10 protein-coding genes and 3 pseudogenes are annotated in these 12181 nt (G+C 62.2%); 8 read left to right on the top strand and 5 right to left on the bottom strand.

Annotation, left to right across the window (positions count from 1 at the left end; translation table 11 throughout):
* The first annotated feature begins 367 nt into the window (after positions 1-367).
* Positions 368-544, top strand: a complete 177-nt coding sequence (locus AC1DXK_RS27935; protein ID WP_477299515.1) for a hypothetical protein — start codon at positions 368-370, stop codon at positions 542-544.
* A 219-nt stretch (positions 545-763) separates the two neighbouring features.
* On the opposite strand, the gene AC1DXK_RS27930 is transcribed toward AC1DXK_RS27935, so the two are convergent.
* The 3 genes from AC1DXK_RS27930 to AC1DXK_RS27920 form a co-directional block, all read right to left on the bottom strand.
* Positions 764-1725 (bottom strand): IS630 family transposase gene (locus AC1DXK_RS27930; protein WP_457104597.1). Its coding sequence is split into 2 segments (ribosomal slippage): positions 764-1389 and positions 1389-1725, totalling 963 coding nucleotides; the frame shifts between segments, so codons are not numbered across the junction.
* Between the two features lie 103 nt (positions 1726-1828).
* A complete protein-coding gene (locus AC1DXK_RS27925; RefSeq protein WP_210028614.1) occupies positions 1829-1966 on the bottom strand; it encodes a hypothetical protein in 138 nt (45 codons plus the stop codon).
* A gap of 334 nt (positions 1967-2300) precedes the next feature.
* Positions 2301-3137, bottom strand: a complete 837-nt coding sequence (locus AC1DXK_RS27920; RefSeq protein WP_477299516.1) for an outer membrane protein — start codon at positions 3135-3137, stop codon at positions 2301-2303.
* 1070 nt (positions 3138-4207) lie between these two features.
* Here AC1DXK_RS27920 and AC1DXK_RS27915 point away from each other — a divergent pair.
* Positions 4208-4846: a L,D-transpeptidase gene (locus tag AC1DXK_RS27915; protein ID WP_457104596.1), complete on the top strand. Its 639-nt coding sequence runs from the start codon at positions 4208-4210 to the stop codon at positions 4844-4846.
* 282 nt (positions 4847-5128) lie between these two features.
* Here the strand turns inward: AC1DXK_RS27915 and AC1DXK_RS27910 are convergent, their stop codons facing one another.
* Positions 5129-5650, bottom strand: coding sequence for an N-acetyltransferase family protein (locus AC1DXK_RS27910; RefSeq protein ID WP_477299514.1), 522 nt, complete (start codon positions 5648-5650; stop codon positions 5129-5131).
* Positions 5651-6658: 1008 nt separating this feature from the next.
* Here AC1DXK_RS27910 and AC1DXK_RS27905 point away from each other — a divergent pair.
* Together AC1DXK_RS27905 and AC1DXK_RS27900 are read left to right on the top strand one after the other, a co-directional pair.
* Positions 6659-7072: pseudogene (locus AC1DXK_RS27905) on the top strand (integrase core domain-containing protein); the annotation flags it as partial.
* Positions 7073-8100: 1028 nt separating this feature from the next.
* Positions 8101-8474, top strand: a pseudogene (locus AC1DXK_RS27900) (polyphosphate kinase 2 family protein); the annotation flags it as partial.
* Between the two features lie 169 nt (positions 8475-8643).
* Here the strand turns inward: AC1DXK_RS27900 and AC1DXK_RS27895 are convergent.
* Positions 8644-9201 carry a Ros/MucR family transcriptional regulator gene (locus tag AC1DXK_RS27895; protein WP_457104581.1) on the bottom strand — a complete coding sequence of 186 codons (558 nt, stop codon included), beginning with the start codon at positions 9199-9201 and terminating at the stop codon, positions 8644-8646.
* A gap of 1030 nt (positions 9202-10231) precedes the next feature.
* Here AC1DXK_RS27895 and AC1DXK_RS27890 point away from each other — a divergent pair.
* From AC1DXK_RS27890 to AC1DXK_RS27875, 4 genes and pseudogenes are all read left to right on the top strand, one after another.
* Positions 10232-10759, top strand: a complete 528-nt coding sequence (locus tag AC1DXK_RS27890) for a hypothetical protein (protein WP_457104582.1) — start codon at positions 10232-10234, stop codon at positions 10757-10759.
* A 118-nt stretch (positions 10760-10877) separates the two neighbouring features.
* Positions 10878-11066, top strand: a complete 189-nt coding sequence (locus AC1DXK_RS27885; RefSeq protein ID WP_457104583.1) for a hypothetical protein — start codon at positions 10878-10880, stop codon at positions 11064-11066.
* A 482-nt stretch (positions 11067-11548) separates the two neighbouring features.
* Positions 11549-11701 carry a hypothetical protein gene (locus AC1DXK_RS27880; protein ID WP_477299513.1) on the top strand — a complete coding sequence of 51 codons (153 nt, stop codon included), beginning with the start codon at positions 11549-11551 and terminating at the stop codon, positions 11699-11701.
* Positions 11702-11892: 191 nt separating this feature from the next.
* Positions 11893-12181, top strand: a pseudogene (locus tag AC1DXK_RS27875) (hypothetical protein); the annotation flags it as partial.

The raw sequence follows: 12181 nt of genomic DNA, 5'->3' as shown, positions 1-12181 counted from the left end.
GATCATGCCCCAGCGTAAAATCGCCCTGGCATCAGCCTGTCTTCAGCACGTGACCCCGGGCAATCTGGTTCAATCAGCGAAACTAGCCCGCGGCGATGCGATGTAATTCGCGAGAGCCGTGAGGAGCGCCAATCTTTAACGATCTACGCTCAATTCTACCTGCGGCCTCGATCTCGTCGTGATCCGGTAGAGGTCGGCTGTTCCTGCGTTAGGCGTACCGCTTTGCACATCCTCAATCCGCTCACCGGAAAAATCGTCGAGCTTCCCCGGCCGAAGCCGAAGCCGAAAGCGGAGTGAAGGCTTCAGCTCCATGCCTTCTGCCCCGGAGTACCAGCTACGGATTGCTCGGCACCGACCCCGTGGGGGAGTGGACGTCGAGAACGCGATCTTCGACGCTACCACGATGCAGGTCGCGATTGCCCAGGCCACGGAGCTGACGGGCAGGTTCCTGGGAAACCAGCCGGGCGTGGCAACGCTGACGAGCGCGAAGTGGGGCCTCATCTGGTCGTATCGGCACAACATGCCGGACCCGCCTGGGCCCTAGAGGCTGTTATGAACCTGCAGCCCAGTAAGTCACTGATTTTACTCGCGTCTAGCAGTAGCTAGTTCCGGCCGTGCTATGGTTGCTCTTCATGAGCGGAGCATTCAGCCCCGGGCGCCAAGCTCCCCAAAGATCAGACCGGGAATTTGCGTCAGAGGCGCATCAGCTGATGCAAATATTCGTCGCTGGCTGGTTCATAACACGCTCTAGAGCGCGGCCCAATCAGTTTGAAGCACAAGCGTCGTCCTCGTAGCCGGCAGCTGTGAAGTAGTTGCGGCATTCTTCGGGCGAGAAGCGCGTGAAGGCTTTGTGGATCGCCGCCCAGAGATCGCTGACCGTGCGCGCCGCCGCGCTGCGCAGGAGCGCTTTGAGTTTTGCGAAGGCTTGTTCGATCGGGTTGAACTCAGGGGAGTACGGCGGGAGGTACAAGAGCCGGGCTCCGGCTGCTTCGATCGCCTCGCGCACGCCTGCCACCTTGTGGACGCCGAGGTTGTCCAGGATGAGCGTGTCGCCCGGCCTCAGGGTCGGGACCAGCGTCTCGGCCACGTAGGTTCGGAAGCGCTCGCCCGTCACGGGCCCGTCCAGCAGCGCAACCGCCTCGGGCCCGCTCGTCCTCAGCCCGGCGATGACCGTGGTGGTCTTCCAATGACCAGCGGGCGCCGCGATCCGGCAGCGCTCGCCGCGCGGAGCCCAACTATCGCGGCGGACCATGCTGGTGTTGGCCGCCGTCTCGTCCAGGAACACGAGACGGTCCGGATCGAGCTCGGGCTGCGCCTCATACCAAGCCTCACGCGCCGCTCTTACGTCCTCGCGCTCCTGCTCAGCTGCGTGCAGAGCCCCTTTTTGCGCGTGATCCGGTGCCGGGCGAAGAAGCGCGACAGAGAGCTGGTGCTGACCGCGACCCCGCGTTCCTGAAGAGCCTCACGCAACGCGCGCAGGAGGACCTGCGGGCGGGCTTGGTAGGTCTGCCGGATGAGGTCGGCATGAGCCTCGATGTGGCGGGAGCGCTGGTCGCCGCCCAGCGGCTTGGGCGCGACGTGGCCCACGCGCCGCTTCTGCTGCGACCAACGGCTGGCGCTAGCCCGGCTCACGCCGAAGCGCTCGGCGGCTTGCCGGCAGGTCGCCCCGGACGAAACCGCGGACGCCACGCGCTGGCGCAGATCGACGGACAAGGTTGTCGGCATGGTCTCTCCTCCTTGCCCCGCCAACCCCCAGCCGCCCAGCGCAGCTTCCGATCGGACGAACCCCGCTCTAGCCGTTGCAGCTACTGGCTTTCCATCAGGCCGTTCATGGCGCGGCACCTTTCAGCCGCATCGCCTCCGCCGGCCATGCATCCCGGTTGGCGCGCACCTCGACGAGTTCCGCCTGGAGTGCTCTGATCCGCGCCTGCAGATGCCCGGCGTCAATTGCGGCCTCGATGAGCATCTCCTGCGCTTGGGCAAGTTGCTGGCGCAGCTCGATGTGAAGCGGCGATTGCGGGCACCGCGGAGGCGCAGCAAAGGATGTCTGATACGTCGTTCGACGGCCACGCGCTAATGTACGGTGAATGACTCAGGCTTTTGCAGAACGACAAACGCCCCAGAAGCGGGTGCTCCTGAGGCGCTGCCGACCTTGCGGCCAGGTTGATCGGGCTGGGGATGCAACGGTCAACCGAATTGTGGCATCTTACGCGGCAGGAGGCGATGAAGAGGACCAGTCCCTCGCCGCCCGCCGCCCACACCCCGACGCAATGTCGGGAGCGGTCCGGCTTGGCTCGACTTTAGTACGAACCGAATTTGTAGTTCAGGCCGGCGCGGACGACGGCGAACTCGTCGGMGCGSCGTCCGACGGGGTTGAAGACGGCCGGGACGTTGTTGACGGTGTCGATCACGAACGCACCCTGGTTGCGRGTGYYGCGRTCSAGGTTCACGTACAAGCCYTCGATCTTCACCGTTACMGCCGAGGAGCGGAAGAAGTTCAGGAACGAGTCGTTGGCCAGCGCGAACTCGATGCCGCCGCCTGCGGTCCAGCCGGTGCGGAAGCTGTCGTTGCCAGCAAACCCGCCGAAGTTCCGGCTCGCGCTACCCGAGCCGTAGGCGAAGCCGCCGGTGCCATACACGAGAGTGCGGTCGAAGGCGTAGCCGAGACGGCCGCGGACCGTGCCGAAGAAGTCGAGGCTGGAGAGACCGCGCGGGTCAGTGACTAAGAAGCCCGGCGCCAGCGCGCCGCCGACGATCACGGCGTTATTCCGGTTGCTGCCGAAGCCGAGATACTGAGCGTCGGCCTCGAAGCCGATCACCACACCCCGACCAGGGTTGAACTGGTAATTGTAGCCGATCTGGCCACCGCCCGAGAAGCCGTCTTGGCTGCTGTTGCGGAAGACGGCCGTAGTTCCGGGGGTCGCGAAGGGCACCGGCACCGCGAAGGCCGAGCCGGTGCTGCGGCTGCTGGCGTCAAACGCATAGCCAGCGTTGAAACCGAAGTACCCACCGGTCCAGGTGAACACCGGGACGGGCGTGAACACCGGCGGGGGCTCCGCGCGGCGCGGCAGGTCGGCAGCCGAAGCGGCGCCGGCGAGGGCTGTGAACGTGGACAACGCGGCCAGAAGTTTCTTCATGACGGTGCTTTCCCCTGATTGAAGCTTAATCAGCGGAAGGGTAGCAGCGTACATACGGCCAAGCTGTATCGCCAAGGCCACACTAGCGGCGGAAGTGAGGTCAAAATGCAGTAATATGCCCAAGTCTCCGTACACTCATCACAATTCGGTCCGTTTCGAGCCTGTGTTGGATTCATGACGGCATTCTCAACGCGTTTTGTATCCTGCATTGAAGCCCATATGAGGATTAGATGCACCGTGTTCGATCGTACATTATCGGATGCCAGGAAGCGGATACTGTTTCGAGCGCCACCAGCATGCATGTGACCGCCTGACAGACATACGGCGATGATGTCGACGCCGTTCACGCGGCAGCGACATGGATCGTCGAGTACGTCGGGCGACTCGTCACGCATATCAATGACGCCAGCATCCTCACGATCGGCATCTTCGAAGACGTCCCGCTCGTCGCCTCCGGTCGTCATGTGCACATTAACGTCCGGGCCGTGTTCGTCACGGCGCTGGAAACCGCACGGCATCCGTTGGCGAGCATATATTGCGCCCTGGTACGGCCCAAGCTTTCATTGCCGGAAGTCAGCCGAGGGCGAGCGTGCCGACACGGATGCCCTGCCGGCTGCGCATCGCAGCTTGCCGCTGGTGGAGCAGGTGCGCTGGAAAGTGGAAACTGGGGAGAGTTGCCGAATGTACGGTGATGGCCGCGAGTCGAATTTTAAGCTGGATCTCCACAAAAATCGAAATTGCATTTTGCTGTTTGAAGCAGAGTGAAAAATAAACCGTGGGCCTTATTGCCGCAGATCTTGAGCCCGTTTGCAACTGACATTCTTTCGTTTGTTGAGGATGTTACTGCCGTCCGGGAAGAGGTACCGGTTTCCCTCCTATCTACACGCGAGTTCCGCCTTCGCCGCCAGTGCTGGCATCAACCACCTGAGCACCGCCAGAACAGCTATGACCACCCCGCCTGGATCGCTCGTCACTTCCATCGAGCTAAACAATTTCACGTATTACGGAACCTGAGGCGTGCGACCGTGTAATTTCTAAAGACTTCGCCGTCTCGCCCCTGAGGGGTTACCATGCGCTCCCGTTCGCTCGCTACATTGTCGGGCTCGTTGCTGACGGCGGTGTTCTCCCTCCCAGCTGTGGCCGAGGTCCGCATTAGGATCGATCAAACCAGCCAACAGATGGCTGTCTCCGTTGATGGGCAGCCTCTCTATCACTGGCCAGTGTCAACCGGATTACCGGGACACAGAACCCCAAACGGATCATTCAGGGCCTTGCGGCTGGAAAAGGTGTACTTTTCTCGCAAGTACGACAATGCACCGATGCCTCATGCCGTCTTCTTCACGTCGGTCGGGCATGCGATCCATGGCACTCGGCACGTCAGACAGCTCGGCCGGGCGGCGTCGCACGGATGTGTTCGCTTATCCCCCTCAAATGCTGCAGCACTATTCAGCATCATCGAAACTGAGGGCTCAGGAAGCGCACGAATCACAATAGGAGGTAATGATCCATTGGTTGTCAGCCATAGAGCACGTGGCTTTAGGACGGTATCACATCGGCGGCATTATGATTATGGTGCTGTGCCCGCAGGGTTGCAGATGCAGGCGGAACCCGTTCACGGCTATTACACCCGCGTTCCGGTCGGCCCATCCTACCGACACCCAGCATATGCACCCTATGAGTTCGGTGCGGACGAGGTCAGCCTCGAATAGTGGGCGCACCCGCAGCGGCTTTTCGGCGATCCAGTTACCAAGTTTTCAGAGACGGAGCTGTTCGCCTCCGCGTTCCTGGCTACCGCAGCAGATTACGCGGTGACTGCTTTCAATCTGCCGATTCAGTAATTACGGCAACCGCTGCTTGCCCAGTTCAACAACTGAAGCAATCGTAATTTGGCCGACGCGTAGAACAGCTCACATCCGGCACTTACGGGCAGGTGCATCGTCGCTGGCGCCCTCCGCCCTCCGCGGAGAGCGACGCAATGCGCGGATGCGCGCTCAAGTAAGCTGAAGAGCTACGTGGACGGCCGAGGCCTCGCGCCTCATGTTCAGGGGTAGTCCGCACCGCTCGAACAGCTTCAGCATAGGGGCGTTGTCCGGCAGAACCTCCGCTGTCAGTTCGGCCAGCCCGCTCTTCCGGGCGAGACCAATGAGGTGCCGCATCAGCACGGCACCGATGCCCTGACCCTGATACCGGTCTACCACAGTGAACGCCATCTCGGCTTGGCCGAACTGGGTCACGATATAACGAGCGCCGCCGACGATCACGCGTTCGCCGGCCTCTTCCGCAACCGCGACCAAAGCCACATGGCTCGTGAAGTCGACGTCTAGGAAGAACKCGATCTCCTTGTCGGTGAATTGGCGCTTCGCGCCGAAGAAGCGGCGGTAGAGCGACTGMGCACTTGTATGTTCGACGGCACTCAGCAGCCTTTCCCGATCRTCCGGCCGSAGCGCGCGRATTTCCAATGGCCAGCCGTCAGGCATACGTTCGACCGCCGCGTAGTGCGAAAGATCATCCATGCGTGGTCTGCCGAACTAAAACGAAATAAATAGAACGCGTCGTTGATTTCGTCTACCCACAGCTAATGAAATTTGAGGCGCTCAATCACGTGCAGCTCTATCGCGCCGAGTTGCGCTGAGCTCATAGGCGCAGCTTATCAAGCTAGTCTTTCAGATGCGCCTGACACAAAAGCTTATACGCGCTAAGCATTGTCTCTTCCGATCAAGCGGCATCTTTGTTAGGATCCTATAAGGACCACACAACACACTCGCCTCGCCGGGCGCGCGACGGCTGTCCGCTGCTTCAGCGGCATTAACAAGTTGTTCTGAAGCGCCATACTCGGCAGTCGAATAAGCGTCCGCTCATTCCGGCAGGATAGCCGCCAGGGCAGAGGCGACGAGGCCGCAGACTGGCGCTGGCGAACGTGCAGTTGGTGACGGTGTCGGCGCACCTTCGCAATGGCGGCGAACTGTGAGCCGGCGTGACAACTCAGGGCTGCCTGCTGTTGAGGTACACGTGGGCCTGTACGCAACCTGCTTGATAACAGACGTAGGCACCTGCTTCTGTCCACATCCAACACGGCCGCTTCGGCGGGTTGCTCAGAGCCGTCTCTTTGTCGAGAGACCACTTGGCCACGTAGGCCGGAGTGCATTCCCGCGTCGGTATGGCTCCGCTTTGATCCGCCGCCGCTACTGAGCCAACGGCAAAGAGCAACGCAGAGGCAGTCAGGGTGCACCTCATCCCGTCAAGATAGCCGCCGGTGCGCGGGTGTCGAGGCTGCGCAGCTTTGAATGGCCTCCGACCGCAAAGCGCTCCGGTCGAAAATTCATGGCATCCCAGGAAGAACAGTATTGCGAGCAATCGGAAACGATGTATTTTGTTGTTTCCGTGCCGAACAGGTGCTACTCGTCCCTTCTTGGCGGTCGAAACCATGCTAACGCTGGCTGTTCCGTAACAGAGCAATGGAAACCGCTACGCCGAGCGACGGTGCATTGCCGTGGCCAATGCGAACTGGTTCCGCAAGCCGGCATGCCGCCCGGCGCGGCACTCGCTTCGAGGCGCTGGAGCCGCTGCGCCAGGGGGTGCGCCGTCACTTCGGGGCCGTCGCCATGGACGTGGCGCGCGGGCTGAGCGTCCGGCACGATCACGGCGGTTGCTACATGGCGCACAATTTCCAGACTGAGCTCGCCTTCTTGGGGGTGGCGAGCTCGCCCGCTTTCGTGCGAGCGCCGGAAGGCAACGGCTGCGCTGAGCGCTTCATCCGCACGCTGAAGGAGAACCTGCTCTGGGTGCAGAGCTTCGACACCCTGGAAGCCTTGCGCCACGCGCTCCTGGCCTTCCGGGAGACCTACAACACCAATTGGCTTATCCAGCGGCTCGGCTTCCGGTCGCCCGCCACTGTGCGCAAGGAGCGACTTTCACCCGCGGCTCTCGCCGCGTAGGCTCCTTCCCAGTGTCTCACAAACCGAGGGCGCTACACCGAGACCGAGCGCGCCAGGACGGCACTTGATCGGGACCTATCCTGAAAGGTCAGGGCATCCTACCCGAACATCGGAGTGTGAAAAGCATTCAGTGATCAGCGAATAGGTCTGCGGCGCTACAGCAGGGCCGCCAGCCACTTCRGAACCAGGAAYWCYACGAAGGCGCCTAAGAGCGCGGCGCTGAAGCTGAGCACTTCAGAGGCTGGCTMAGCGCTCGAGCGCATATYTASCCCAATCAGGGYACCAAATGTCGTGCAGATCCGCGCGTTTGTATCGATCCAGSTGCCGCAGGTTCGGCACCTCGAGAACAGCATGAGTCGCTCAGCAKCCCCTGCAGATGCTGYCGATCGTCCTCTTCGTCCGCGCGTCCATCGCCTTTTGTCGCGCGTCGAGCTCCTTTTGCATCGTGCCCCGAGCCCGTTCCTTCTCAGCTGCTTCAGCCATCCCGTCCGTGCTGGCGGGATTAGCCGGATCGCTGCCCTGCTGCACCGTGGAGGGAGTCGGCTGCCTACGCGCGGGGGCTGCAAGCGCCGGGGTGGCTAGTAACACGAGAGCGACAGCAAATCGGATCATGGAGGTGTCCTCCACTGCGGAAGGCCGACGATACCACGCCCGACGGCTGAAAACTCAGCGGTCCCCGATATCAGGGTGGGTTTTCTGCAGGTTTGATCTCCCTAACGTACAACAAGTCTCGCTTGAAAACGAAACGTCCGACTAACCACATTTCTGGAAGCAGCTCTATCCAATAAACGCATCGTCACCGACGACGCGATCATTCTGTCGCACAGTCAGTGAGCCGGCGTCGGCTCACGGCATCATTTTCTCCGACTGCCCGACAGAGATTTGAATCTGATTCTGGCTGCGCCGGCCTAGATCTGCCCAAGTGAGCCGAGGACAGGACGCAGTTCACCCGAGGGGCCGTCCTATCCGATCGAGCGGCGCGCGCGGGAACTGTCAGGATGGAGCGCCGGCACACCCGGAGCACGACGATGCACGATGCCGAGCAGCTTATCCTGACCGCCAAGCCCGACGAGGGTTCACTCGACGCCGGGGCCGCTAAGAAGTTCAAGCGGAAGGGGTACGAGCGGGAGATGCACAAACTTTGAGTGCAGCTCTGCCATTTGCAGGATGGGGTCGAGCGGACCGGCACCCGCATCATCGTTGTGTGCGAAGGACGCGATGCCGCCAGCAAGGGCGGCACGATCAAGGCCCTCACCGAGCGGGTCAGTCCCCGCGTGTTCCGCGTCGTCGCGCTGCCGGCACCATCGGACCGGCAGAAGACCCAGATGTTCATCCAGCCTACATCGAGCATCTCCCAGCGGCCGGCGACATCTCGAACCTGCGTTGGTACGTCCGTCTCGGCCGGCGGGACGATGACGATGATCCGCCGCCCTGTCCGGCTGTGGTAATGCCGCGACCGAAAACACCGCCGAGCGCCGCCGCGCTCGCCGTCTGCGCCTGATCCGTCTCGAACTCGGACAAGGGCTGGCCTTTGTGGCCGGCCCCTATCATCTGTAGCAATCCTACGAAGGTCAGCTCACTCGGCAGCTGCTGGCCTCACCTTTCTCGGCTTGCGGGCCTTCCCGCTTCGCAGCGGGTTCAGCAGCCTTCTTCCGGCCGCGGGTCTTCGGGGCTTCAGCGATGGTCTCAGCGACGGCAGCCGCCTTCGGAGCGGCCTTCCGGCGCTGCTGGCCAAGACCGGCGCTTTTAGCCAACGCAGAGCGCTGAGCCGAGTAGCTCGCGGCCGTCGAAGGGTAGTCCTGGGGGAGGCCGTAGCGCGCCCAGTACTCCTCGATCGTCATGCCGTTCCTGCCCAAGTGCCGCTTCAGGGTCTTGTATGGCTTACCGTCGATGAAGCTGATCAGCGCGTCCGGCGCGATCGACTTCCGGATCTGCACGGGCGTGAGCTTCTCGGCCGACGGTGCTTCGGATGCGCCGACTTGGCCGAGGCTGGACAGTGCCGTGTAGACGCCGGAAATCAAGGCCGGAAGTTCCGTAATCGGAACGCTATTGTTCGATACGTAGGCGGCGACGATATCGGCGGTCAATTCCGTGTGATCATATTGCGGGCTTTCTATGTTGTCATTCATGTGGCGCTCCTACGTGAGACGCGCGCAAGAACGAGCCAACTTATTCCCGAAGTCAAGTTATAGCGCAAAATACCCGGGCGCAGCTTAGGCTTTTACGTTTTGCGGCCGGCACAGCTCCAATCATCGCCCATCGTTCACCGCACTTTACGACTGATTGACTGTGGTGCCGCAATGGAAACGCCTGTTCCGGCGACCAGCGCTCGACCGGGCGCAGCGACCTCTCTGCCGCGAGCTGCGTCCCGACGGACCCTGCTGGCATCCTTGCCGGTGGCAGCTGCGGTTGCGGAAGCGAAGGGTGGGAGCGCGACGTTTGTGCGTCGCTACCGCAGCCCCAGAGCGCACCGGCCCGCTTCGACGTGGATACTAAAACTTACCCCGCTGCTCCTGGTCTGATGGCCACGTTCTGCACTGCGCAGGTCGCATAAGCCATTCAGGATCATGGGCCGGGCTCCGATGACTAAGCGGCAAGCTGAGCAGGTATGCCTAAAGCCCTGTGAAAGAGGGCGTGATCGCGTTGCGACACGCCCGGAATACAAAAGCTTTGCGACAGCCTCGTTCGTCCGGAAGCCGTGGCTCTTTCGATCAAGCGCCGCACTGAGAAACCGCGAGAATGGGATGATGGCGGCATTTCTGATGCCGTTGAGGAGATGAGGGAGAGAGCTATGCCGTATCTGAAATTGACAAGGGCCTTTATCGCTGCTGCGCTCGCGCTCGGACTGGGCGTTGGAGCGAAGGCTTCTCCCTTCAGCAATACTGGACCCGCGGTCGAAGTGTCTGGCGCGGCGGATGGGTTGGTTCTCAAAACGCAGACCCTCGGGATGGAGCGTCGGCACGAGAGAAGGATGGGTCGGCAGGAGCGACGGATGGACCGGCAGGTGAACCGGCAGGAACGGAGGATGGATCGGCACGATCGACGGATGGGGCATAGCTATTGACATCGTCCATCAATCCGCAGCCTTCGTCTTCACCCGCCCCGGCCGTTGCACCGTCGGAGGCTGCGGATCATGTTGGCGGCCGGAAACGGCAGGTCGTGCATTGGATACTCACAGAGGCCAAGAGGATCCTCGGCATCTTCGGCTATCTCTGGGTGGTCTTTGGGCTGCTTATCCTTCACGAGCACATCGTCCTGTCGCGCCACGGCATCGGGTACGGGTTTTACGGACTGGCTTTTATCAATGCCTGGATCTTGGCCAAGATCATGCTCGTGGGCGAGAGCCTTGATGTCCTCCCTATTTTTCGGGGGCAACCGCTGGCGTATCCAATCCTAGCTCGATCGTGCGTATTTGCCGCGCTCTTGGTGTGCGCCTACGCTCTAGAGGAAGTGGCTCTCGGGCTCTGGCATGGAAAGACGTTGGCCGGGAGTGTGCCGACGATCGGCGGCGGGGGCGTTCGCGGATTTGCGTCAGTAGTTCTGATCATGGCTGTAGCGCTGATCCCCTATGTCGCCTTCCGCGAACTCGGCCGGGTGTTGGGGCGGGAGCGCTTGCGTACGCTTCTTTTCCGCGGTGAAGGGGCAGCAAAGACGCTTCGAGACGGGTCGGGCACGGACGCGGATTGATGCGTCGGAGGACGGCCCAACCCCTCAGTCCCCCGCTGAGAAAATCCTGAAGTCCCCATTGCCACCGGTCGGTATTAGTAGATTCACCAGAATCGCCAAGTGGGCAAGCAGGATCGCGGTGGCTGCCGTCGAGGCCTGCAATCACCGCATCGACGACAACGCGGGCATGTTCATCCCGACGCCGAAGATGCAGGGCACCGTCGACCGCGCCGATGCCGCAGCGCGGGCGGTCAACCAGATCTACCTTGACACCGTGGCGACGCCCGACCTGCCGGACAACGTCCTGATCCATGTGCTCCGGGTCTGAGTTCTCTATACGGTAGGGGGCGGGCGTAACTGGTGCGCGAAGATCCGCGCGCTGGGCGGTCCGCGCATCACGCCGAGATGGCTTTTCAAGTACAAGTTGAACCACCTGCTGCGCAGGCCAGGTCGCATCGATCCCAGGGTGCGAAAGGCCCTTATGCTCGAAGACGAGAAGGGCGCCGGCCCTTCAGGCGATCGGTTCAAGTAGCATGAGTTCCGAGGTCCCGCATGGCCTCGGACGGGACACGAGGGGCCGGGCAGGCTGCCGGCGGTCCGCCCGATCACTCGAATCCGGACGAGTCACCGGCTAAGCGTGCAGAAGAGTCCGCCCGAAGTCCGCCCGAGAACGGAAAAGCCCCGGACACGAGGTCCAGGGCATGGAAACCTAAATGGCTGTCCCAAAACAAGGAACGCCCTAATTGTTGGTAGCGAGGGAGGGATTTAAACCCCCGACACAGCATCCTGCGCGCGCCGACCGAACGCGAGTTGGCCGCGAAGGCAGAAACTCTGATCCGCAGGGTTCATGCACGCGAAGAGCTGATCGGCTTCAGCATCAAAGGACCAAGTGCGGCCAGCATAGGCCGGATCAAACTTTACCTGGGGGATGTCATGGTTGAGGTCGCACAAGCGAGCAACTGATCCCATTCGTCTGCGGTCACGAAGCGCCACATCGCGGGCCGTGTGTGGCCCGTCGGATCAAGCGGGGCGTCCGGCCCGGTGTTAGTGTGCCCAACAGCAAAGGGTTGATGCTGCGCGGGCCCTGGGTCCACCCCGATCACGCAGATTGGGCGCGGGCCGCCGCAGCACATCCCGAGCGAGGAGACAGCCCCATGAACAAGATCCTTATCGCGGCAACGGGCATCGGCGCCCTGATCCTGACCAGCGTCACGGCGGACGCGCGCGGATTTCGCGGCGGGGGCGGCGGCTTCCGGGGCGGGGGCGGATTCCATGGAGCCGGGATGCGGGGCGGCGGCTTCCGAGGGGGCGGGTTCCACGGAGGGCGCGTGGCGGGCGGCTATCGCGGCGGCCTCCGGGGCGGCGTGGCGGGCTATCGTGGCGGGTATGGCCGCTACGGGTACAGAGGTGGGTATGGGCGCTATGGCTACCGCGGTTATGGCC

This window comes from Methylobacterium sp. P3_A11 (genome assembly GCF_056403155.1).
Note: the sequence above shows the minus strand (reverse complement) of the source record. Positions and strands in the feature narration are given on the sequence as shown.

Coding starts and splice junctions, on each gene's coding strand:
- AC1DXK_RS27895 (WP_457104581.1), bottom strand. CDS start 9,201: ATGAATGACAACATAGAAAGCCCGCAATATGATCACACGGAATTGACC.
- AC1DXK_RS27925 (WP_210028614.1), bottom strand. CDS start 1,966: ATGCTCATCGAGGCCGCAATTGACGCCGGGCATCTGCAGGCGCGGATC.
- AC1DXK_RS27915 (WP_457104596.1), top strand. CDS start 4,208: ATGCGCTCCCGTTCGCTCGCTACATTGTCGGGCTCGTTGCTGACGGCG.